We start from the raw sequence: 22,921 nt of genomic DNA, 5'->3' as shown, positions 1-22,921 counted from the left end.
GGGCGTCGGCCCGTGTGGCTCCACGCGCTTCCCGCGCGCCGGGGCCCGGGGTGGAAGAGACCTCCGGCAGCGCGACGACGCTGGTCACTTGCCGTTACGTACTGCCGGAGGCGCAGTGAATGTTTCCGTGACCCTATGGGTCCTCACCATCGTGGGCCTTGCCGCCCTCATCGCGGTCGATTTCTTCATCGGCCGTAAGCCGCACGACGTGTCGATCAAGGAAGCCGGCATCTGGACCGTCGTCTGGATCGCCCTCGCCGGGCTCTTCGGGCTCGGGCTGCTCGTCTTCGGCAGCGGTGAGGCGGGCGGAGAGTTCTTCGCCGGCTTCATCACCGAGAAGTCGCTCAGCGTCGACAATCTCTTCGTCTTCGTCCTGATCATGGCGAAGTTCGCGGTCCCGTCGCAGTACCAGCAGCGGGTCCTGCTCGTCGGCGTCCTCATAGCCCTGGTCCTGCGGGCAATCTTCATCGCCGCGGGCGCCGCGATCCTCGCCAGCTTCGCATGGGTCTTCTACCTCTTCGGCGCGTTCCTGATCTGGACCGCCTGGAAGCTCATCCAGGAGGCCCGGGCCGACGACGAGGACGAGGAGTTCGAGGAGAACAAGCTGCTCAAGGCGGCAGAGCGCCGCTTCGGTGTCGCCGACCGCTACCACGGCACCAAGCTGTGGATCGAGCAGAACGGCAAGCGGGTCATGACCCCGATGCTGGTCGTCATGCTCGCGATCGGCACCACCGACGTGCTCTTCGCCCTCGACTCCATCCCCGCGATCTTCGGCCTCACGCAGGACCCGTACATCGTCTTCACGGCCAACGCGTTCGCCCTCATGGGCCTCCGGCAGCTGTACTTCCTCATCGGCGGTCTGCTGAGGAAGCTGGTCCACCTCAGCTACGGCCTGTCGATCATCCTGGGCTTCATCGGCGTGAAGCTGGTGCTGCACGCGATGCACGAGTCCGGGGTCCATGTCCCCGAGATCAGCATCCCGGTCTCCCTCGGCGTGATCTGCGCCGTCCTGATCGTCACCACGATCACCAGCCTGTGGGCGTCCAAGAAGCAGGCGGCGGCCGAGGCGGCGCAGTCGGCGAGCGAAGGCGCTCCGAAGGACAGCATCGAGGCCTGACCACGGACGACGTAGGAACAACCACCCCCGGGAGCGGTGCGCGGTGAATTGCCGACCACCGCTCCCGGTGCTTCGTTGGACACCGGGCGTTTCCACCCGGGGACGCCGGATCCGGGTGGAGGCACCATGGGCACACCGCAGCGGTTCGTACAGATCGTCGAGTTCGAGACCGACCGCATCGACGAGATGCGGGCCTTGGCCGAGGCAGGGGAGCAGGGCCTCAAGGACAGTGCCGACGGCCCCGCGCGCCGCCTCGTCCTCAAGGACAGGAATCAGCCGAACCGCTACCTCGTGGTGATCGAGTTCGAGTCCCACGAGACCGCCATGCGCAACAGCGAAGCCCCGGAGACGAGCAAGTTCGCGCAACAGATGGCCGCGCTCTGCACCAAGCCCCCGACCTTCACCGACTGCGACGTCGAGGACACGGCCGACTTCACGTAACCACGCCGGGCGTGCAGGGGGCCCGCGCCCGACGCCGGGCCCCCTGCCGCTCGTACGAGGCCGGAATGCGAAGCCCCTGCGGCTCTGCGACGATCGGCTCCATGATCGCTCGGCTCAGGTCGCTCACAAGCCGGTGGACGTCCCTCGTGCCGGTGCTCGCGATCGTCCTGCTGGCCCTGACCTGGGGCCGCGACCTGCCCGCGGCGGTCGTCGCGCTGGTGACCGTGGTCCTCGCCGGAGCCGTCCTGGCCGCCGTGCACCACGCCGAGGTCGTCGCCCACCGGGTCGGCGAGCCCTTCGGCTCCCTCGTCTTAGCGGTCGCCGTGACGATCATCGAGGTCGCCCTGATCGTCACCCTGATGGCGGACGGCGGCGACAAGAGCTCGACGCTGGCCAGGGACACGGTCTTCGCGGCCGTGATGATCACCTGCAACGGCATCGTCGGCCTGAGCCTCCTGGTCGCCTCCCTGCGCCACGGCACGGCGATCTTCAACCCCGAGGGCACCGGCGCCGCGCTCGCGACCGTCGCGACCCTCGCCACGCTCAGCCTGGTCCTGCCGACCTTCACCACCAGCAAACCGGGCCCGGAGTTCTCCACCGTCCAGCTCACCTTCGCCGCACTGTCCTCGCTCATTCTGTACGGCCTGTTCGTGGCGACCCAGACCATCCGGCACCGCGACTACTTCCTGCCGATCACCCGGCAGGGCGACGTGATCACCGCGGACGACCACGCCGACGCGCCCGCCTCCCGGACCGCCCTGATCAGCCTCGGGCTGCTCGGAGTGGCCCTGATCGGCGTGGTGGGACTCGCCAAGGGGGTCTCGCCCACGATCGAGTCCGGAGTCGAGGCGGCCGGCCTGCACCCTGCCGTCGTCGGTGTGATCATCGCGCTGCTCGTGCTGCTCCCCGAGACGATCGCCGCGCTGCGCTCCGCCCGCCGCGACCGGGTGCAGACCAGCCTCAACCTCGCGCTCGGCTCGGCGATGGCCAGCATCGGCCTGACCATCCCGGCGGTCGCCCTCGCCTCCGTCTGGCTCTCCGGACCGCTCGTCCTCGGTCTCGGCGCCACCCACATGGTGCTGCTCGCGCTGACCGTCGTGGTGAGCTCGCTGACGGTGGTGCCGGGCCGGGCGACGCCGTTGCAGGGCGGCGTGCATCTCGTGCTGTTCGCGGCGTATCTGGAGCTGGCGATCAATCCATAGCGGGCTGAGCCGTGGCCACCGGCGCCGGCCGCGTCTCCGGCAGCAGCGCGAAGCAGCCCAGGCTGAGCAGCGCGATCCCCGTCAGATACGCGCCCACCCCCCACGGGACACGCCCCGAGCGCTCCGCGAGGGCCGTCGCCACGATCGGCGTGAGCGCGCCCCCGAGGACACCGCCGAGGTTGTAGCCGACCGCCGCCCCGGTGCAGCGCACGCGCGGCTCGTACAGCTCCGGCAGATACGCCGCGATCACGGCGAACATCGTCACGAAGGCGACCAGCGCGCCAAGGAAACCGAGGAACATCGGCAGCGGAGCACCGGTCGCCAGGAGCGCCACCATCGGGAACATCCACAGCGCGGCCGCCGCGCATCCGACGAGACACAGCGGGCGCCGGCCGAAACGGTCGCCGAGCATCGCCGCCAGCGGCGTCAGCGAGCCCTTCACCACCACGGCCGCCATGATGCAGGTCAGCATGACGGTACGGCTCACCCCGAGCCGCTCCGTCCCGTACGCCAGGGACCAGGTCGTCACGGCGTAGAAGATCGCGTAGCCGACGGAGAGCGCGCCGGCGGTCAGCAGGACCAGCCGCCAGTGGTCGCGCGCGACCTCGGCGAGCGGCACGCGCGCGCGGTCGTCGATCTCCAGGAACCGGGGGCTCTCCGGGAGCGACGACCTGAGCCACAGCCCGAGCACGGCGAGGATCCCGGCCGCCCAGAACGGCACCCGCCACCCCCACTGAGCGAACTGCGCCTCGGTCAGCGTCGCCGACAGCACCAGCACCACCCCGTTGGCGAGCACGAACCCCACCGCGGGTCCGACCTGCGGAAAACTCGACCACAGCCCGCGCCGTTCGGCGGGCGCGTGCTCGGCGGTGAGCAGTACCGCCCCGCCCCACTCCCCGCCGAGCCCCAACCCCTGCAGAAACCGCAGGACGAGCAGGAGCAGGGGCGCGGCCACACCGATCCTGTCGTACGTCGGCACGCAGCCGACCGCGACCGTCGAGGCGCCGGTCACCAGCAGGGAGACGACCAGGACCGGCCGGCGTCCGTGCCGGTCCCCGATGTGCCCGAACAGCACCGATCCCAGCGGCCGCGCGACGAAGCCCACGCCGAACGTCGCGAACGCGGCCAGGGTCCCCGCCAGCGGCGAGAACGTCGGGAAGAACAGCGGCCCCAGGATCAGCGCGGCCGCGGTCCCGTAGACGAAGAAGTCGTAGAACTCGATGGCCGTCCCGGCGAGCGAGGCGGCCGCGAGCCGCGGCATGGAGGGCGCCCTTACGGTGCGTACGTCGTGCATGCCGCGTCAACTACCCACGGTGACCGTGAGTTACGGGGGCGCGCGGGAGCGCGGCCCGCCGCAAGGGGCCTCAGCGGGCTTCGCCGGGCCTCAGTAGGTCACGGTGATACGCCGCGCGGGACCGTCGACGCGGACCGTGCCCCCGTACGGGACGACGTATGGGGGGTCCGTGTGGCCGAAGTCCACGTCGAAGACGGCCAGCGTGTCGGGGGCGTAGGCCTGTAGCGCGCGCTGCACCGCCTCGCGCTGCTCGGCGGCGTACCGAGCGCCCTGCTCCGGGCTGTTGGGGTGCTCGAAGGACCAGGTCTTGGCGCGGGCCATCAGCAGTGCCGGGAAGCGCCGCAGCAGACCGCGTTCGCCCATGCTGCGCAGGATCCGGAAGACCTCCGTGGCGCCGGGCAGCTCCTCCGAGGTCTCCAGGAACAGCACGCCGCCGTCGTACACGGACAGATCGTGTGCGATCTCGCGGTCGGCCATCAGCAGCCACGAGAGGATCTCCAGGTTGCCGCCCCAACTGCGGCCCTCCACCACGCGGTCGGCGTTGAGCCAGCTCCAACCGGTGGCGGGCCGGGTATCCGGGGCCGCCTCGAAGGTCGCCGGGTCGGCCCAGTCGCGGTCGACGTCGTTCCAGTGCCCGGCGGGCCGCAGTTCGTACGCGCCCGAGGTGAAGAGCGCGGCCCGCAGCGAGTCGGCGGTCGACTGGGCCATGGCCACGGGCCGTCCGAGCTCGCACATGACGCTCGCGCCGTGATAGCCGACGATCCCGGTGTTGTACAGGAACGCGAGCAGGTTGCTGTTGTCGCTCGTTCCGAAGAACGGCTTGGGGTTGGCGCGCAGCAACTCCCGGTCCAGCAGCGGCAGCACGGTGATCTGGTCGTCGCCGCCGATCGTCGCGATGACCGCCTTGACGTCCGGGTCGGCGAACGCGGCGTGGAGGTCGTCCGCACGCTCCTGCGGCGTCGCGCCCATTCTGCGGGTCGTCGGGTACTCGACCGGTTCCAGGCCGTACTCCTCGCGCAGCCGACGCAGGCCCAGTTCGTAGGGGCGCGGGAAGAGCGCGGGCAGGCCGGAGGACGGGGAGACGACGGCTATGCGGTCGCCGGGCGAGGGCTTGGGCGGATAGGCGGGCGTGGTCATGCCGGGAGGGTACGGGCTGCTGCCCTGCGGTTTCACCGTGATAAACCGGTCCGAGCGGCGGTCCCCGACGGGCCGCCCCCGAACGGACCGGAGGAACCGTGCCCCGCACCCTGGCCAACGCCCCGATCATGATCCTGAACGGCCCCAACCTGAACCTCCTGGGCCAGCGTCAGCCGGAGATCTACGGGTCCGACACGCTCGCCGACGTCGAGGCGATGTGCGTGAAGGCGGCGGCCGCGCACGGCGGCACGGTCGACTTCCGGCAGTCCAACCACGAGGGCGAACTGGTCGACTGGATCCACGAGGCGCGGCTGAACCACTGCGGCATCGTGATCAACCCGGGCGCCTACTCGCACACGTCGGTCGCGATTCTGGACGCGCTCAACACCTGCGACGGCCTGCCCGTCCTGGAGGTCCACATCTCCAACATCCACCAGCGCGAGTCGTTCCGGCACCACTCGTACGTCTCGCTGCGCGCCGACGGCGTCATCGCGGGCTGCGGAGTGCAGGGATACCTGTTCGGCGTGGAACGGGTCGCCGCACTGGCGGGGGCGGGCAAGGCCGCCACGTAAGCACCGACCTCCAGGCTTACGCCCCTTACCGAAGCCTCCACAGGATCCGTTGCCGGTCCTCTCAAAGGCGGCCCGCCTCCACGATCCGCCGCAGGAAGCGCTGCGTGCGCTCCTGCTGCGGGTCGCCGAAGATCTGCTCGGCGGTGCCGCGCTCCAGCACGACGCCTCCGTCCAGAAAACAAACCTGGTCGGCGACCTCGCGGGCGAAGCCCATCTCGTGCGTGGCGAGCACCATGGTCATGCCGTCGCCCTTCAGGTCGCGCACGACGTTCAGGACCTCGCCCACCAGCTCCGGATCGAGGGCCGCGGTGATCTCGTCGAGCAGCAGCAGCCGGGGGCGTACGGCAAGGGCGCGCACGATGGCGACCCGCTGCTGCTGACCGCCGCTGAGCCGGTCGGGGTACTCGCCCGCCCTGCCGCCGAGCCCGAGCCGCTCCAGGAGCTCCCTGGCGCGTTCCTCGGCCTCCGCACGGGCGACGCCGTGCACACGGCGCGGGGCGAGCGTGATGTTCTCCAGCACCGTCATGTGCGGGAACAGGTTGTACGCCTGGAAGACCACGCCGATCCGGCGCCGTACCGCGTCCTGGTCGGCACGCGGGTCGGTGATCTCCTCGCCGTCCAGCCAGATCGCGCCGTCGTCGATGTCCTCCAGCAGGTTGGCGCAGCGCAGCAGCGTGGACTTGCCGGAGCCCGACGCGCCGATCAGCGCGGTCACCGTGTGCGGGGCGACCTCCAGATCGACGTCCCGCAGGACGACGGAGCCGCCGAAGGTCTTGCGGACGGACTCCATCCGCAGCACCGGGCCGTCGCTCATGTCGTTCCTCCTTGGGCCCGCTGACGGTCCATCCGGGCCGTCACCCAGTCCGTGAAGCGGGTCATCGGGATGGTCAGCGCCACGAAGACGAGCCCCGCCACGATGTACGGCGTGTAGTTGAGGCTGCGGCCCACGATGATGTCCGCGGCCCGTACGGCGTCGATCGCGCCGCCGATCGAGACGAGACCGGTGTCCTTCTGAAGCGACACCAGATCGTTCAACAGGGGCGGCACCTGGCGGCGCACGGCCTGGGGGAGCACCACGTGACGCAGCGCCTGCCGGTTGGACAGGCCCAGCGAGCGGGCCGCAGCACGCTGCGAGGGGTGCACGGACTCGATGCCGGCGCGGAACACCTCGGCGACGTATGCCGAGTACGTCAGCGTCAGCGCCGTACCGCCCAGGAGCACCGGGTCGACGGTCACGCCCTGCAGGCGCAGCGCCGGGACGCCCAGGACCACGATCATCAGGTTGATGATCAGCGGCAGCCCGCGGAAGAAGTCCGTGTACGCGGCGGCCAGGAACCGCAGCGGGAAGAACACCGGGCCGCGCAGCGTCCGGGCGATGGCGATGAGCATGCCCAGGACCAGCACGGCGACGCCGCAGATCAGCAGCAGCCGGACGTTCAGCCACAGCCCTTCCAGGACCTTGGGGAACGCCTCGCGCGCGTACTGCCCGTTGAAGAACGTCTCCCTGGTGCGCGGCCAGCCGGGCGCACCGACGACTGTCAGGTAGAGGACGACGCCGGTGACCAGGGTCGACAGCGCGGCGATCGCGGTGGCGCGGCGGGCACGGGTGCGCTTGTAGCGCTCGCGCTCCAGCCGCCGCCGCGAGGGCGCGTAGCCGTCGCCGGGAGCGGCCTCGCGGCCCCCGGACCCGGACATGCCACCCTCGTCGTCCGCCTTGTCGTCCGCCCGGTCGTCCGCGCCTTCCTGGCCGGACCCCTCCTTGGTGAACGTCACTTGAGCACCGGGGCGTCGACGGCGTCGGAGAGCCACTGCTGCTCGATCTTCGCCAGGGTGCCGTCCTTGCGGAGGGCGTCCACGGCGTCCGTCACGCACGAGGTGAGCGCGCTGCCCTTGTCGAGCACGAGCCCGAACTGCTCCGGCGTACCGGCCTGGTTCTCGAACTGGCCGACGATCTTCGCGTCCGTCACCTCGGCGGCGGTGATGTAGAAGGCGGTCGGCAGGTCGACGACGATGGCGTCGACCTGGCCGTTCTTCAGCGCGGACTTGGCCTGGTCGTTCTTGGCGTAGACGGCGGCCTGCTGCGTGGGCTTCACCACGTCGTCGATGTAGTCGAGGCTGGTCGTGCCGACCTGGGCGCCCAGCTTGAGACCCTTGAGGTCGGCGATGCTCGTCGCCTTGGCGGCCTTCGAGTCCTTCAGCGCGATGACGGCCTGACGCACGTCGTAGTAGCCGGACGAGAAGTCGACGGCCTTCTTGCGCTCGGCGCTGATCGACACCTGGTTGACGTCGAAGTCGAAGGTCTTCTCACCCGGCGCGAACGCCTTGTTGAACGGCACGCTCTGCCAGACCACGGCGCTCTTGTCGTAACCGAGCTGCTGCGCGACGGCGTACGCCACCGCCGACTCGAAGCCCTCGCCGTTGGCCGGCTTGTCGTCCTTGAACCACGGCTCGTACGCGGGCTCGTCGGTGGCGATGGTCAGCTTGCCGGAGGTCTTGGTGGCCAGTTTGCCCTTGGCACAGGTGCTCGCGGTCGAACCGGATGGCGTGGAGGCCGCGTTGTCCTCCGGCTGCGGAGCACAGCCGACGGCGGTCGCGAGGAGGGCTACGGTGGCGCCGGAGACGACGCGGCGCAGGACACGAGGCGCAAGGTGCATGGCGGGAGAGTGGCAGCGAAATCCCTGTTTGTCCAGGTCACGCCATTACTTGTCCGCATAATGGGAACGGGTGTTGCGTTCTTGTGAACAGGCCCGAGAAGTACGCCTGGGCCGCCGGCCGAGGGCGGGGATCGAAGGCCGGCGGCCCATTCCGCGCCGGAGCCGTGATCCCGCGCGGGGCTGCCACCAGTTGACCGCGGGGCCACGTGCGCCGGGAGTGCGCGCGGGGCATCGGTGCGTGCACACCATTCACACGGGGCGCGTGCACGGAAAAGCGCGCCCCGCGCATGCGGAACGCGCCCCTCAGATCTGCGGAGAACTCACCACCCGCGTGCGTGCCACTCCGGAAGGTGCGGCCGCTGCGCGCCCAGCGTGGTGTCGTCTCCGTGCCCGGGATAGACCCAGGTCTCGTCCGGCAGCACGTCGAAGATCTTCGTCTCGACGTCGTGGATCAGGCTGGCGAAGGCCTCAGGGTCCTTGCGGGTGTTGCCCACGCCGCCGGGGAAGAGGCAGTCGCCCGTGAAGACATGGGGATGCCCGTGCGGGTCGTCGTAGACGAGCGCGATGGAGCCCGGCGTGTGCCCGACCAGGTGGCGGGCGGTGAGCGTCACGTTCCCCACGCGGATGACGTCGCCGTCGTCGACCAGGACGTCGGTCGGCACGGGGATGCCCTCGGCGTCGTGCCGGCCGGCGTACGTACGCGCGCGTGTGGCCGCCACCACCTCGGCGAGCGCCTGCCAGTGGTCGCCGTGCCGATGGGTGGTGACGACGGACGCGATGCCGTCGTCGCCGATCGTGCCGAGCAGCGCCTCGGCGTCGTTGGCCGCGTCGATCAGCAACTGCTCGTCCGTGGCACGGCAGCGCAGCAGATAGGCGTTGTTGTTCATCGGGCCGACCGCGATCTTGGTGATCATCAGGTCCTTGAGCTCGTGCACGTCCGCCGGGCCGCCGACCGTCACCTCTCCGCTGTACGTCATGACGGCAGCCTATAGCGGCGGAAGGGCCGGGAGGGGACCGCCGTCGACCGTCAGACCGGATCCGTCACGGCGACCCGCCAGCCAGCCCAGGAGGTCGGCGCCCGGCCCGGTGACGGTCGCCTCGGGCCCGTCGGCCTTGCGGCCCGTCTGCCACACGCGCGTGCCGTCCGTCAGACGCGTCGGCGGCACGTCGGGGCGCCCGGCGAACCGCTCCGCGAGGAAGTCGATCTCCCGTTCGGTGAACTCCGCCGGCAGATCCTCCAGCCCGTAGCCGATGCCGAGGTCCACATGGTGCAGCTCGACCTCCACCCACCGCCGGAAGGGCACCCGGGCCGCCGAGTCGACGACCCCGTTGCGCAGCTCCACCGTGCGCGACCAGTCCGCGGGCGCGGCGCCCGTCTCCTGGAACCGGGCCGCGCTCTGTCGTACGTCCGTGAGCTGGACGTCCAGCGGACGCGGGGCGTCCCGCTCGATGTCGGCGTCCCGCGCGGTGGCGTCGACGTACATGGGACGGCCCTGCAGGACGTTCACCAGGGCGTCCGCGTTACGGGCGAGGTGTGCGAGGACGTGACCGCGGCTCCAGCCGGGCAGGAGTGACGGCTCGGCCACCGACGCGTTGTCCAGTCCGGCGACCGCGGTGAGCAGTCGTTCGGTCGCGCCATGTACGGACACCAGGTCACGAGCATGATCAGTCATGGTGCTGACCCTAGACCCGCCACCCCTTCGGGTGAAGGTGGTCGATCGAGGCCATAAATCGAATGTGCGTGCTATATGGTCGATGGCGGCGTCGGGCATGCTGGAAGGCCGGGGATTGTTGTGAACCGGTGAATCCCGACCGGCGTTGTCAGTGGCTCCCCCTAGTCTGAGGAAGACGGGGGCCCCGCCCCTGTCACCACTCTCAAGAAAGGTGCGGACCGGCGTGGCCGACCGTCTCATCGTCCGTGGCGCGCGCGAGCACAACCTCAAGAATGTCTCGCTCGACCTGCCGCGCGACTCGCTCATCGTCTTCACGGGCCTGTCGGGGTCGGGCAAGTCCTCGCTGGCCTTCGACACCATCTTCGCCGAGGGCCAGCGCCGCTACGTGGAGTCGCTCTCCTCGTACGCCCGCCAGTTCCTCGGCCAGATGGACAAGCCGGACGTCGACTTCATCGAGGGCCTCTCCCCGGCCGTCTCGATCGACCAGAAGTCGACCTCGCGCAACCCGCGCTCCACGGTCGGCACCATCACCGAGGTCTACGACTACCTGCGCCTGCTCTTCGCGCGCATCGGAAAGCCGCACTGCCCCGAGTGCCGCCGCCCGATCTCGCGCCAGTCCCCGCAGGCCATCGTCGACAAGGTCCTGGAGCTGCCGGAGGGCAGCCGCTTCCAGGTGCTGTCGCCGCTGGTGCGCGAGCGCAAGGGGGAGTTCGTCGACCTCTTCGCGGACCTCCAGACCAAGGGCTACTCCCGCGCGCGGGTCGACGGCGAGACGATCCAGCTCTCCAACCCGCCCACCCTGAAGAAGCAGGAGAAGCACACCATCGAGGTGGTCATCGACCGCCTCACGGTGAAGGAGTCCGCCAAGCGTCGGCTCACCGACTCGGTGGAGACCGCCCTCGGCCTCGCCGGCGGCATGGTCGTGCTCGACTTCGTCGACCTCCCCGAGGACGACCCCGAGCGCGAGCGCATGTACTCGGAGCACCTGTACTGCCCGTACGACGACCTTTCCTTCGAGGAGCTGGAGCCCCGCTCCTTCTCCTTCAACTCGCCCTTCGGCGCCTGCCCCGAGTGCTCCGGCATCGGCACCCGCATGGAGGTCGACGCCGAGCTGATCGTCCCGGACGAGGACAAGTCCCTCGACGAGGGCGCCATCCACCCCTGGTCGCACGGCCACACCAAGGACTACTTCGGCCGCCTGATCGGGGCCCTCGCGGACGCGCTCGGCTTCCGCACGGACATCCCCTTCGCGGGCCTGCCGCAGCGCGCCCGGAAGGCCCTGCTCTACGGCCACAAGACGCAGATCGAGGTCCGCTACCGCAACCGGTACGGCCGCGAGCGGGTCTACACGACGCCCTTCGAGGGCGCCGTCCCGTTCGTCAAGCGGCGGCACGGCGAGGCCGAGAGCGACGCCAGCCGCGAGCGCTTCGAGGGCTACATGCGCGAGGTGCCCTGCCCCACCTGTGAGGGCACCCGCCTGAAGCCGCTCGTCCTCGCGGTCACGGTCATGGAGAAGTCCATCGCCGAGGTCTCCGGCATGTCCATCAGCGACTGCGCGGACTTCCTGGGCCGGCTCAAGCTCAACGCCCGCGACAAGAAGATCGCCGAGCGGGTGCTGAAGGAGGTCAACGAACGACTCAAGTTCCTGGTCGACGTCGGTCTGGACTACCTCTCGCTCAACCGCGCAGCCGGCACGCTCTCCGGCGGCGAGGCCCAGCGCATCCGCCTCGCCACCCAGATCGGCTCCGGACTCGTCGGCGTCCTGTACGTCCTCGACGAGCCGTCCATCGGCCTGCACCAGCGCGACAACCACCGGCTGATCGAGACCCTGGTCCGGCTGCGGGACATGGGCAACACGCTCATCGTCGTCGAGCACGACGAGGACACCATCAAGATCGCCGACTGGATCGTCGACATCGGCCCCGGCGCCGGCGAACACGGCGGCAAGGTCGTGCACAGCGGCTCTCTCAAGGACCTGCTCGCCAACCCCGAGTCGCAGACCGGGCAGTACCTGTCCGGCAAGAAGGTCATCCCGGTGCCCGACATCCGGCGCCCGCTCGACCCCTCCCGGCAGCTCACGGTGCACGGCGCCCGCGAGAACAACCTGCAGGACATCGACGTGTCCTTCCCGCTGGGCGTGTTCACCGCGGTCACCGGAGTCTCCGGATCAGGCAAGTCCACGCTGGTCAACGACATCCTGTACACCCACCTGGCCCGCGAGCTGAACGGCGCGAGGAACGTCCCGGGGCGGCACACGCGCGTGGACGGCGACGACCTCGTCGACAAGGTCGTGCACGTCGACCAGTCGCCCATCGGCCGCACCCCGCGCTCCAACCCGGCCACGTACACCGGTGTCTTCGACCACGTCCGCAAGCTGTTCGCCGAGACCACCGAGGCGAAGGTCCGCGGCTATCTGCCCGGCCGCTTCTCCTTCAACGTCAAGGGCGGCCGCTGCGAGAACTGCGCGGGCGACGGCACCATCAAGATCGAGATGAACTTCCTCCCGGACGTCTACGTCCCGTGCGAGGTCTGCCACGGCGCCCGCTACAACCGGGAGACCCTGGAGGTCCACTACAAGGGCAAGTCCATCGCCGACGTGCTGAACATGCCGATCGAGGAGGCGACCGAGTTCTTCGAGGCCGTCCCCGCGATCGCCCGTCACCTGAACACGCTGAAGGACGTCGGCCTCGGCTATGTCCGGCTCGGCCAGTCCGCGACCACCCTGTCCGGCGGTGAGGCCCAGCGCGTGAAGCTCGCCAGCGAGCTGCAGCGCCGCTCCACCGGACGCACGGTCTACGTCCTGGACGAGCCGACCACCGGTCTGCACTTCGAGGACATCAGCAAGCTGCTGACGGTCCTCTCCGGGCTGGTCGACAAGGGCAACACGGTCATCGTCATCGAGCACAACCTCGACGTGATCAAGACCGCCGACTGGGTCGTCGACATGGGCCCCGAGGGCGGCGCGGGCGGCGGCCTCGTCATCGCCGAGGGCACGCCGGAGCAGGTCGCCGGGGTGCCCGCCAGCCACACCGGCAAGTTCCTGCGGGAGGTCCTCGCGGCCGACCGGATCAGCGACGCGGCGCAGGTGAAGGCCCCGCGCAAGGCGGCGGCGAAGAAGACGGTCGCGGCCAGGTCGACGGCGCGGAAGACGGCGACCGCCAAGTCGGCGACCGCCAGGACGTCCGTCAACGACACGGCCGTCAAGAAGGCCGCCGCAGCGGCGACCAAGGCGACGCCCGCGAAGAAGACGACGCGGGCCCGCAAGGCCTGACGAGGACATCGGCCGCAAGGCCTGACGAAAGATACGAAAGTTCGGCGCCCCGTGGGAACTCCCCGCGGGGCGCCGTCCGTTGTCCTCTCAGCCGCCCTGGCCCTGCGGTTCGACGAACTGCATGTCCAGCTGAACCTTGACAACATCACCCAGGAAACCGGCGCCGAAGTCCAGCCCGAAGTCGCTGCGCCGGATCTCACCCGTCGCCTCGAAACCGGCGCGCTTCCTCTGATCCACAGGGGAGTCCACCACCCCGCCGAAGTCGACGGCGAGCGCCACCGGACGGGTCACGTCCCCGATGGTCAGGTCCCCTTCCATCGTCCAGTCCTCGCCCGCCCCGAAGACGCGCGTCGAGCGGAAGGCCATCGTCGGTCGCTTCTCCACGTCCAGCAGGTCGGCCGCGCGGGTGTGCGCGTCCCGGTCGGCGTTGCCCGTGTCGATGGAGGCCAGGGCGATCTCGGCGCTCACCCGCACGTCGTCGGCCGTCCCGCCGACGTACAGCTCGGCCTTCACCTCCGTGAAACGGCCGCGCACCTTGGCGATCCCGAGGTGGCGGACGGCGAAGTTGACCGCCGAGTGCAGCGGGTCGAACTCCCAGTCGCCGGAAGACAGCGGCAGGGCGGTGACGGTCAGCGTGTGCGATGCGTTGTCCTGAGTCATGTCCCGAGTCATGTCCCCACCCTCCGCGCACCGGCGGACGGGAGGGAGACCGCGCCAAGGGTGGTAGTGAGAGGGCCACCCTCCGGGCACCCCGCCCGTTGTACGTTCGACGCATGAGGGACAACGAGCTGGGCGCCTTCCTGCGCACGCGCCGCGAAGCCGTCACCCCGGCTGAAGTGGGGCTGCCCACGGCCCCCCGGCGTCGCACCCCCGGACTGCGCCGCGCCGAGCTGGCCACGCTCGCCGGCGTCAGCGTCGAGTACCTCACCCGTCTGGAACAGGGCCGTGACCGCAACCCCTCGCCCCAGGTGCTCGGCGCCCTCGGCGACGCGCTGCGCCTGCGCGTGCCCGACCGGATCCTGCTGCGCCGCCTCGCCAAGGAGGGCGGCGTCGACAGGGTGCTGTGCACCTCGGCCGCCCCGCCGGCCCGGACGGTGCGTCCCACCGTGCGAGCCCTGCTCGACCGCCTGGAGCCGACCCCGGCGGTTCTACTCAACTGGGTCGGCGACATCGTGGCGTACACGACGGGCTATGAGCGGCTCGCCCGCCCGCTCGGCCTGCTCGACGGCCGTACGCCCAATGTCATCAGGTATCTGTTCACCGACGAGCGGGCCCGGTCCGTGTACCCCGGCTGGGACCGCCTAGCCGACGAGCAGATCGCCCACCTGAGACACGAGGCCTCCCTGCACGACCCGAACATCGCCGCGCTGGCCGACGAGCTGACGGTCACCGCGGGCGCGCCGTTCACCGAGCGGCTGGCCGCGCCGCCGACCTTGCCGGCCCGGTGGGGCACCGACACCGTCGACCATCCGGAGGCGGGCCGGCTGCGCCTGTCGTACGAGACGCTGTCCCTTCCGGAGGAGGGGCAGCGCCTCCTGGTCCACCTCCCCGCCGACGAGGCCACCGCCCTGGCGCTGGACCACCTCAACGGGCGCACACCGGGGGCACTGCGCGCGGTGAGCGGCTGACCGGGGCATCCCCCACGCGCCCCCTGGTGCCTCAACAGCCGCTAGAAGACGCCGAGTTCATAGCCGTACGGCGGTTCCGCGCCCGCCCGGGAGCAGGTGATCGCCGCGGCGCGCGCCGCGTACCGCAGGAGTTGCCGCCAGCCGTCGGCGTCCAGGCTCGCGAGCGCCGTCGGCGACAGGGCGTCCCGCACCGCGAGGCCGTGCAGCAGGGCCGCGTTCACGGTGTCCCCGGCGCCGATCGTGTCCACGACGTCGACCTTCTCGCCCGGCACCGGATGCACGGCGCCGTCCCGGGTGAAGGCCGTCAGTCCGTCGCCGCCCTGCGTGATCACGACGGCCGAGGGACCGGCGGACAGCCACTCGTGCGGGGTGCCGCCCAGCCACCGGGCGTCCTCCTCGGAGAGCTTGAGCAGGGTCACCGAGGGCAGCCAGCTCTTGAAACGGGCCCGGTAGGCCTCGGCGTCGGGGATCAGCCCGGGCCGGATGTTCGGGTCGAGCGCGGTGAACAGGCCCTGCGCCGCCGCGGTCCGCAGCAGCTCCTCGTACGCGCTCGCACCGGGCTCCAGGACCAGCGAGCAGGTGCCGAAGGACACCGCGCGCGTCTTCGGGGGCAGCGCGGAGGGGGCGGCGAACAGCCGGTCGGCGGTGCCGTCGACGTAGAAGGAGTAGGCGGCCGAGCCCTGGGCGTCGAGGGTGGCGACCGCGAGGGTGGTCGGCTCCGGGCCGCGCTGCACCGCGGAGACGTCCACGCCCGATTCCCGCAGTCTGTCCAGCAGCGCCTCGCCGAAGGCGTCATATGAGGTGCGGGAGCAGAAGGCCGTGGCGGTGCCGAGGCGACTGAGGGCGACGGCCGTGTTGTAGGGCCCGCCGCCGAGCGCCGGCCGGAGAGCGGCGAGGGCGCCTGCGCCCTGCGGTACCAGGTCGATCAGGGCCTCACCGGCGACGACGATCACGAGTCGGTTCCTCTCTCGGACAGCTCGAACAGCTCGAACAGTTCGGGCAGTGCAGGTGGTGCGGATGGTTCAGGCGGGTCTGATCAGGTCTGACCGGGGCTGATCAGGCCGTGCTGATGGATCCGCCTACTCTGCCTCGCTGCCTACTCTGCTGGGAGTCGGGGGCCGGCTCACGTCGTTCCGGCTGTGCGGGCTGTTTCGGTCGGCTCTCGCCCTCAAACGGGCAGCCATCGCCTTTGAACGGACCGTTTGCGTGTCCGTCCGGTCCGTCCGGTCCGTCCGGTCCGCTCGCCCCGCCCTGCCCCTCCGCCCGCCGTCACTCCCTGCCGCTCTCTGTCACTCCCAGTCCCATCCGATGCCCACCATGCCCGACCGGACCCGTGGCTCGACGAGGTGGACCGAGCGGTGGCGGTCGCTGAGCGGCAACTCCTGGCGGCCGCCGCGCGGGGCCGCCGGGGAGTGCTGGGTGAACCGGTGGCAGCGCACGGGCAGCGCGTTCTCGTCGAAGCGGATCTGCAGGGCGTACTGGCCGCCCGCCGCGCCGAAGCCGCGGACGTACTCGCGGGACGCCTCGGCGGTGCCGTCCTCGACGGCGTACCGGAACAGGAACGTGTCGCCGGCCCGCAGCCGGGTGTCGAAGAGGAGCTCGGCCACCAGGACGCCGGTGTCGTGGTGGCGGCGGATGCGGCCCGCGCGGCAGTTCTCCAGGGCCTGGAGGGTCATCCGCTCCGGCGCGCACCCGGGGTCGCCGTGGTGGACGGCCACGAAGCGGTCGACGCCGTCGCGGTGGGCGCGCACGATGTGCTGCGACTCGCGCCCCAGGAGTTCCCGGCGCGCCCCGATGCACACCCGCTCGTGGTGACCCAGGGTGTGCAGCCCGTCGTCGGGAGGACACTCCAGTTCGGCGAGCAGCTGTTCGAGGATGTCGGAGGCCGCCAGGAGGGAGCGGTACGAACGGCCCGCGGGCCGTCCCTGGCCGATACCGGCGGGGCCGTCGCTGTCGTCGGCGTTCGCGAGCAGCCGGATCAGGGACTCCTCCGGCAGATGCAGGATCTCCTCCAGCGCGCGGACGGCCCGCAGCGACTCGGGGCGCTGCGGGCGCCGGGCGCCCTGCTGCCAGTAACTCAGGCTCGTGACGCCGACCTTCACCCCGTGGCGTGACAGGTGGTGCTGGACTCGCTGCAAGGGCAGTCCCCGGGCGGCGATCGCGGCACGCAGCGCGACATGGAACGGGCCGCCCCGCAGGACCGTGTCCAGTTCCGCGGCGACGACGTCGTCGGCGACGTCCGCGTGCTGTGTGGCGTGCGGCATGCAGGGGCCTCTCTGTGAATGCTCGCGACGGCTGGTCGGACCGTTCGCGTGGGCGGTCGGGGCGTCCCCGGTGACGCAGGGGCTCCTTCACATCCGTAGGGCGTCCTTCAGGGCCCCGAGTTCCCCCGCATTGAAGCGTGTTGACCAAGCCCCGACAACACCTGATGCCCGAGTGACACGTGCGTCTGGCAGGTGTCCGGGCCTCGCCCGGGCGGCGCGGATCCGGCCGCTGCCGCCTCGGCCCCGCCGTCCGGTGTTGTCCACAGGCCCGCCTGACTGTCACTGCGCGCCAGTAGGGTGTGAGACATGGCCGACCCCTCCAGTTACCGCCCCAAGCCGGGACAGATCCCGGACTCTCCCGGGGTGTACAGGTTCCGCGACGAGCACCGCCGGGTGATCTACGTCGGAAAGGCGAAGAGCCTGCGCCAGCGCCTGGCGAACTACTTCCAGGACCTGGCAGGACTCCACCCGCGCACGCGCACGATGGTCACCACGGCCGCGTCGGTGGAGTGGACGGTGGTGTCCACGGAGGTCGAGGCGCTGCAGCTGGAGTACTCCTGGATCAAGGAGTACGACCCCCGGTTCAACGTCAAGTACCGCGACGACAAGAGCTACCCGTACCTCGCGGTGACGATGAGCGAGGAGTTCCCGCGCGTGCAGGTGATGCGCGGCCACAAGAAGAAGGGCGTCCGCTACTTCGGGCCGTACGCGCACGCGTGGGCGATCCGCGACACCGTCGACCTCATGCTGCGCGTCTTCCCGGTGCGCACCTGCTCCGCCGGCGTCTTCAAGAACGCCGCCCGCACCGGCAGGCCCTGTCTGCTCGGCTACATCGGCAAGTGCTCGGCGCCCTGTGTCGGCCGGGTCTCCGCCGAGGAGCACGGGGAACTGGCGGACGAGTTCTGCGACTTCATGGCCGGCCGCACCGGCGCCTACCTCCGCCGGCTGGAGAAGCAGATGACGGAGGCGGCCGAGGAGATGGCGTACGAGCGGGCCGCCCGGCTGCGCGACGACATCGAGGCCCTGAAGAAGGCCATGGAGAAGAACGCGGTCGTGCTCGCGGACGCCACCGACGCCGATCTGATCGCGGTCGCCGAGGACGAGCTGGAGGCGGCCGTCCAGATCTTCCACGTCCGCGGCGGACGCGTGCGCGGCCAGCGCGGCTGGGTGACCGACAAGGTCGAGGACGTCACCACCGGCGCCCTCGTCGAGCACGCCCTCCAGCAGCTGTACGGCGAGGAGACCGGGGACGCCGTCCCCAAGGAGGTCCTGGTCCCGGCGCTGCCCGATCCCGTCGGGCCGGTGCAGGAGTGGCTGACCGTGCGGCGCGGCTCGGGCGTCTCGCTGCGCATCCCGCAGCGCGGCGACAAGCGGGCCCTCATGGAGACCGTCGAGCGCAACGCCCAGCAGGCGCTCGTCCTGCACAAGACCAAGCGCGCCTCCGATCTGACCACGCGCTCGCGTGCCCTGGAGGAGATCGCCGACGCCCTCGACCTGGACAGCGCCCCGCTCCGGATCGAGTGCTACGACGTCTCCCACCTCCAGGGCGACGACGTGGTGGCCTCCATGGTCGTCTTCGAGGACGGTCTGCAGCGCAAGAGCGAGTACCGCCGCTTCCAGATCAAGGGCTTCGAGGGCCAGGACGACGTCCGCTCCATGCACGAGGTGATCACCCGCCGCTTCCGGCGCTACCTCGCCGAGAAGGAGCGGACAGGGGAGTGGGCGGACGAGGAGCCGGACGGCGACCTCGGCCCAGGCCTCAAGGACGACGACGGCCGTCCCCGGCGCTTCGCCTATCCGCCTCAGCTGGTCGTCGTCGACGGCGGACAGCCGCAGGTGGCGGCGGCCAAGCGGGCGCTGGACGAGCTCGGCATCGACGACATCGCCGTATGCGGTCTCGCCAAGCGCCTGGAGGAGGTCTGGCTGCCGGGCGACGACGACCCGGTCGTCCTGCCCCGCTCCAGCGAGGGCCTCTATCTGCTCCAGCGCGTCCGTGATGAGGCCCACCGCTTCGCGATCACCTACCAGCGCGCCAAGCGCGCCAAGCGCTTCCGCTCCGGTCCGCTGGACGAGGTGCCGGGCCTCGGCGAGACGCGCAAGCAGGCGCTGATCAAGCACTTCGGCTCGGTGAAGAAACTGCGTTCCGCGACGATCGACCAGATCTGCGAGGTTCCGGGCATAGGTCGCAAGACGGCCGAGACCATCGCAGCGACCCTCGCCCAGGCGGCGCCGCCGGCCCCCTCCGTGAACACGGCGACGGGAGAGATCATTGAAGAGGAGGAGCCCGACACGACGGCGGGCTCCCCCGGGGAACCCGTCACCGCGGGAGCCCCGGAAGAACGACGGGGGCAGGAGACATGAGCGAGCACGACGCACACCCCACACCCGAGCGAGATCAGGCGCCCACAGCGGCGCCCCAGGAAGCGCCCAGGGAGACCGGCGAGGATGCCGTCCCGCAGGACGCCCTCCAGGCAGGCCCCCCGCACGACGCATCCCAGGCAGGCCCCGCGCACGACGCGAGCCTCCCGCAGGACGCACCCCACGACAGCCCCCAGCAAGAAGCGCGCCAGGAAGACGGAGCACAGGTGAGTACGGACGTCACGCCGCCAGGGATCCCCGAGGCGGCCATCCCCGAGCTGGTGATTATCTCCGGCATGTCCGGGGCCGGTCGCTCGACGGCGGCCAAGTGTCTGGAGGACCTCGGCTGGTTCGTCGTGGACAACCTCCCGCCCGCCCTGATCCCCACCATGGTGGAGCTGGGCGCCCGTTCCCAGGGCAACGTGGCGCGGATCGCGGTCGTCGTCGACGTCCGCGGCCGGCGGTTCTTCGACAACCTCCGCGAGTCCCTCGCCGACCTCGAGTCGAGGAACGTCACCCGGCGGATCGTCTTCCTGGAGTCCTCCGACGACGCCCTGGTGCGCCGCTTCGAGTCGGTGCGCCGCCCGCACCCCCTCCAGGGCGACGGCCGGATCGTCGACGGCATCGCCGCCGAGCGCGAGCTGCTGCGCGAGCTGCGTGGCGACGCCGACCTGGTGATCGACACCTCCAGCCTCAACGTGCACGAGCTGCGCGCCAAGATGGACGCCCAGTTCGCCGGCGAGGAGGAGCCCGAGCTGCGGGCCACCGTCATGTCCTTCGGCTTCAAGTACGGCCTCCCGGTCGACGCCGACCTGGTCGTGGACATGCGCTTCCTGCCCAACCCGCACTGGGTCCCGGAGCTGCGCCCCTTCACCGGCCTCAACGAGGAGGTCTCGGCGTACGTCCTCAACCAGCCCGGCGCGAAGGAGTTCCTCGACCGCTACACGGAGCTCCTCCAGCTGGTTGCCGCGGGCTACCGCCGGGAGGGCAAGCGTTATGTGACCATCGCGGTCGGCTGCACGGGCGGCAAGCACCGCTCGGTGGCCACCTCGGAGAAGCTCGCCGCGCGCCTCGCGGCCGAGGGCGTGGAGACGGTGGTCGTACACCGGGACATGGGACGGGAATGACAGGACGTACTCCGCGGCTCGGCCGGCTGCGCAGGGTGGCGCCCGAGGGGCGCCAGGGTCGGCCGGTCGAGGCCCGGGGCGGCAAACCGCGCCGCCGCGGCACCCAGCCCAAGGTCGTCGCCCTCGGCGGCGGCATGGGCCTGTCCGCCTCGCTCACCGCGCTGCGCCGGATCACCGGCGACCTCACCGGCGTGGTCACGGTGGCCGACGACGGCGGCTCCAGCGGGCGGCTGCGCGACGAGCTGGGTGTGCTGCCGCCCGGCGATCTGCGCAAGGCGCTGGCCGCGCTCTGCGGCGACGACGACTGGGGCCAGACCTGGGCCCGCGTCATCCAGCACCGTTTCCAGTCGCAGGGCGAGATCAACGGCCACGCGGTCGGCAATCTGCTGATCGTCGCCCTGTGGGAGCAGCTCGGCGACCATGTCCAGGCCCTGGACCTGGTCGGCAAGCTGCTGGGCGCGCACGGGCGCGTGCTGCCCATGTCCGCCGTGCCGCTGGAGCTCCAGGCTCTGGTCAAGGGGCACGATCCGGAGCGGCCGGAGGACGTGGACACCGTACGGGGGCAGGCGACCGTGGCGCTGACGCCCGGCGAGGTGCAGTCCGTGCACGTCGTGCCGCACGACCCGCCCGCCGTCCCGGAGGCCGTCGCCGCCGTCCTGGACGCGGACTGGGTGGTGCTCGGGCCCGGTTCCTGGTTCTCCTCGGTCATCCCGCATCTGCTGGTGCCGGAACTGCTCGACGCGCTCACCGAGACGAAGGCCCGCCGGGTACTCTCGCTGAACCTCGCGCCGCAGCCCGGAGAAACCGATGGCTTCTCCCCGCAGCGTCATTTGGAGGTTTTGGGACGACACGCCCCTAAACTCGCCCTGGACGTGGTGCTGGCCGACGAGGCGGCCGTGCCCGACCGCGACTCCCTGACCGACGCCGCCAAACGGTTCGGCGCCGCGGTCGAGCTGGCCCCGGTGGCCCGGCCCGACGGTACTCCGCGGCATGATCCGGAGCTGCTGGCCGCCGCGTACGACCGTATTTTTCGGATGCATGGAAGGATCGGCCCATGGCGATGACGGCAGCGGTGAAGGACGAGATCTCCCGGCTCCCCGTCACCCGGACCTGCTGCAGAAAGGCGGAGGTCTCGGCCGTCCTGCGGTTCGCCGGCGGCCTCCACCTGGTGAGCGGGCGGATCGTGATCGAGGCGGAGTTGGACACGGCGATGGCGGCCCGCCGGCTCAAGCGGGACATCCTGGAGATCTTCGGCCACAGCTCGGAACTGATCGTGATGGCGCCGGGCGGTCTGCGCCGCGGCTCGCGGTACGTCGTGCGGGTGGTCGCCGGCGGCGACCAGCTGGCCCGGCAGACGGGACTGGTGGACGGCCGCGGCCGGCCGATCAGGGGACTGCCCCCGCAGGTGGTCTCCGGGGCGACCTGTGACGCGGAGGCGGCCTGGCGCGGGGCCTTCCTCGCGCACGGCTCGCTCACCGAGCCCGGCCGCTCCTCCTCCCTCGAGGTGACCTGTCCGGGCCCGGAGGCCGCGCTCGCGCTGGTCGGCGCCGCCCGCCGGCTGTCGATCGCCGCGAAGGCCCGCGAGGTGCGCGGAGTCGACCGGGTCGTCGTCCGCGACGGCGACGCGATCGGCGCGCTGCTGACCCGGCTGGGCGCCCATGAGTCGGTACTGGCCTGGGAGGAGCGCCGGATGCGCCGCGAGGTGCGCGCCACGGCCAACCGCCTCGCCAACTTCGACGACGCCAACCTGCGCCGCTCGGCCCGTGCGGCCGTCGCCGCCGGAGCCCGGGTCCAGCGGGCCCTGGAGATCCTCGGCGACGAGGTCCCCGAGCACCTCGCGGCCGCCGGCCGGCTGCGCATGGACCACAAGCAGGCGTCCCTGGAAGAGCTCGGCGCGCTCGCCGACCCGCCGCTGACCAAGGACGCGGTGGCCGGACGTATCCGCCGGCTGCTGGCGATGGCCGACAAGCGGGCCTCCGACCTGGGCATCGCGGGCACGGACGCCAACCTCTCCGAGGACCTCGCCGACAACCTGGTCGGCTGATCGCGCCGCTGACCCTCCTTCAGAACGCCGGTGGCATGGCCCGTTTGGGCGATGCCACCGGCGTTTGTCTGGCTTTGAGATGCTCTTGACTGGATCATGAACTGTCATGAGCCTGGCAGAGTTCGCTGCTGTGGCGGAC

Annotated in this window: 20 protein-coding genes; 10 read left to right on the top strand and 10 right to left on the bottom strand. The window is 70.9% G+C overall.

Features of this window, described 5'->3' with window-relative positions; genetic code table 11:
• Nucleotides 1–115: 115 nt before the first annotated feature.
• The 3 genes from OG562_RS09310 to OG562_RS09300 all read left to right on the top strand — a co-directional run bounded on the left by OG562_RS09310 (nt 116) and on the right by OG562_RS09300 (nt 2,760).
• Nucleotides 116–1,117: a TerC/Alx family metal homeostasis membrane protein gene (locus OG562_RS09310; RefSeq protein WP_266395787.1), complete on the top strand. Its 1,002-nt coding sequence runs from the start codon at nt 116–118 to the stop codon at nt 1,115–1,117.
• 126 nt (nt 1,118–1,243) lie between these two features.
• Complete coding sequence (locus tag OG562_RS09305) at nt 1,244–1,558, top strand: hypothetical protein (RefSeq protein ID WP_266395786.1); 315 nt, start codon at nt 1,244–1,246, stop codon at nt 1,556–1,558.
• Nucleotides 1,559–1,659: 101 nt separating this feature from the next.
• Nucleotides 1,660–2,760, top strand: coding sequence for a calcium:proton antiporter (locus tag OG562_RS09300; protein WP_266395784.1), 1,101 nt, complete (start codon nt 1,660–1,662; stop codon nt 2,758–2,760).
• Here OG562_RS09300 and OG562_RS09295 read toward each other — a convergent pair.
• Both OG562_RS09295 and OG562_RS09290 read right to left on the bottom strand, forming a co-directional pair.
• Nucleotides 2,750–4,054 carry an MFS transporter gene (locus OG562_RS09295; RefSeq protein WP_266395781.1) on the bottom strand — a complete coding sequence of 435 codons (1,305 nt, stop codon included), beginning with the start codon at nt 4,052–4,054 and terminating at the stop codon, nt 2,750–2,752. The two genes, OG562_RS09300 and OG562_RS09295, sit on opposite strands and share 11 nt — an antisense overlap.
• Nucleotides 4,055–4,144: 90 nt before the next feature.
• Entirely contained in the window at nt 4,145–5,191 is a 1,047-nt protein-coding gene (locus OG562_RS09290; RefSeq protein ID WP_266395780.1) for a S66 peptidase family protein, read from the bottom strand.
• A 98-nt stretch (nt 5,192–5,289) separates the two neighbouring features.
• Here OG562_RS09290 and aroQ point away from each other — a divergent pair, with 98 nt between their 5' ends.
• Entirely contained in the window at nt 5,290–5,763 is a 474-nt protein-coding gene (aroQ, locus tag OG562_RS09285; RefSeq protein WP_266395779.1) for a type II 3-dehydroquinate dehydratase, read from the top strand.
• 61 nt (nt 5,764–5,824) lie between these two features.
• On the opposite strand, the gene OG562_RS09280 is transcribed toward aroQ, so the two are convergent.
• From OG562_RS09280 to OG562_RS09260, 5 genes are all read right to left on the bottom strand, one after another.
• Nucleotides 5,825–6,577, bottom strand: a complete 753-nt coding sequence (locus OG562_RS09280) for an amino acid ABC transporter ATP-binding protein (protein WP_323187497.1) — start codon at nt 6,575–6,577, stop codon at nt 5,825–5,827.
• On the bottom strand, nt 6,574–7,536 hold the full coding sequence (locus tag OG562_RS09275) for an amino acid ABC transporter permease (protein WP_266395777.1): 963 nt from the start codon (nt 7,534–7,536) through the stop codon (nt 6,574–6,576). The genes OG562_RS09280 and OG562_RS09275 overlap by 4 nt, the downstream gene beginning before the upstream one ends.
• Entirely contained in the window at nt 7,533–8,417 is an 885-nt protein-coding gene (locus OG562_RS09270) for an ABC transporter substrate-binding protein (RefSeq protein WP_266395775.1), read from the bottom strand. Before OG562_RS09270 ends, OG562_RS09275 begins: the two co-directional genes overlap by 4 nt.
• Nucleotides 8,418–8,737: 320 nt before the next feature.
• A complete protein-coding gene (locus tag OG562_RS09265; RefSeq protein ID WP_266395774.1) occupies nt 8,738–9,394 on the bottom strand; it encodes an MBL fold metallo-hydrolase in 657 nt (218 codons plus the stop codon).
• Between the two features lie 9 nt (nt 9,395–9,403).
• The gene (locus tag OG562_RS09260; RefSeq protein ID WP_266395772.1) at nt 9,404–10,090 is read right to left on the bottom strand and encodes a maleylpyruvate isomerase family mycothiol-dependent enzyme; all 687 of its coding nucleotides are present in this window, start codon (nt 10,088–10,090) and stop codon (nt 9,404–9,406) included.
• Between the two features lie 223 nt (nt 10,091–10,313).
• Here OG562_RS09260 and uvrA point away from each other — a divergent pair, with 223 nt between their 5' ends.
• The gene (uvrA, locus tag OG562_RS09255; protein ID WP_266395770.1) at nt 10,314–13,361 is read left to right on the top strand and encodes an excinuclease ABC subunit UvrA; all 3,048 of its coding nucleotides are present in this window, start codon (nt 10,314–10,316) and stop codon (nt 13,359–13,361) included.
• Nucleotides 13,362–13,448: 87 nt separating this feature from the next.
• On the opposite strand, the gene OG562_RS09250 is transcribed toward uvrA, so the two are convergent.
• Nucleotides 13,449–14,021, bottom strand: coding sequence for a YceI family protein (locus OG562_RS09250; protein WP_266395769.1), 573 nt, complete (start codon nt 14,019–14,021; stop codon nt 13,449–13,451).
• 113 nt (nt 14,022–14,134) lie between these two features.
• On the opposite strand from OG562_RS09250, the gene OG562_RS09245 reads away from it, so the two are divergent.
• The gene (locus OG562_RS09245; protein ID WP_266395768.1) at nt 14,135–14,989 is read left to right on the top strand and encodes a helix-turn-helix domain-containing protein; all 855 of its coding nucleotides are present in this window, start codon (nt 14,135–14,137) and stop codon (nt 14,987–14,989) included.
• A gap of 41 nt (nt 14,990–15,030) precedes the next feature.
• Here OG562_RS09245 and OG562_RS09240 read toward each other — a convergent pair whose 3' ends face one another.
• Nucleotides 15,031–15,942: a carbohydrate kinase gene (locus tag OG562_RS09240; protein WP_266395767.1), complete on the bottom strand. Its 912-nt coding sequence runs from the start codon at nt 15,940–15,942 to the stop codon at nt 15,031–15,033.
• A gap of 336 nt (nt 15,943–16,278) precedes the next feature.
• Nucleotides 16,279–17,253: a hypothetical protein gene (locus OG562_RS09235; protein ID WP_266395766.1), complete on the bottom strand. Its 975-nt coding sequence runs from the start codon at nt 17,251–17,253 to the stop codon at nt 16,279–16,281.
• 306 nt (nt 17,254–17,559) lie between these two features.
• Here OG562_RS09235 and uvrC point away from each other — a divergent pair, with 306 nt between their 5' ends.
• From uvrC to whiA, 4 genes are read left to right on the top strand one after another with little or no spacing between them, the layout of a single operon-like run.
• Nucleotides 17,560–19,614, top strand: a complete 2,055-nt coding sequence (gene uvrC, locus OG562_RS09230) for an excinuclease ABC subunit UvrC (protein WP_266395765.1) — start codon at nt 17,560–17,562, stop codon at nt 19,612–19,614.
• Nucleotides 19,611–20,738 (top strand): RNase adapter RapZ, encoded by a 1,128-nt coding sequence (gene rapZ, locus OG562_RS09225; protein ID WP_266395764.1) that lies wholly within the window; start codon nt 19,611–19,613, stop codon nt 20,736–20,738. Before uvrC ends, rapZ begins: the two co-directional genes overlap by 4 nt.
• Complete coding sequence (gene yvcK / locus OG562_RS09220; protein ID WP_266395763.1) at nt 20,735–21,802, top strand: uridine diphosphate-N-acetylglucosamine-binding protein YvcK; 1,068 nt, start codon at nt 20,735–20,737, stop codon at nt 21,800–21,802. Before rapZ ends, yvcK begins: the two co-directional genes overlap by 4 nt.
• Nucleotides 21,793–22,782 (top strand): DNA-binding protein WhiA, encoded by a 990-nt coding sequence (gene whiA / locus OG562_RS09215; protein WP_266395762.1) that lies wholly within the window; start codon nt 21,793–21,795, stop codon nt 22,780–22,782. Before yvcK ends, whiA begins: the two co-directional genes overlap by 10 nt.
• Nucleotides 22,783–22,921 lie beyond the last annotated feature (139 nt).

The organism is Streptomyces sp. NBC_01275 (genome assembly GCF_026340655.1).
Classification (GTDB): Bacteria; Actinomycetota; Actinomycetes; order Streptomycetales; family Streptomycetaceae; genus Streptomyces.
This window is presented reverse-complemented; position numbering and strand designations above follow the sequence as displayed.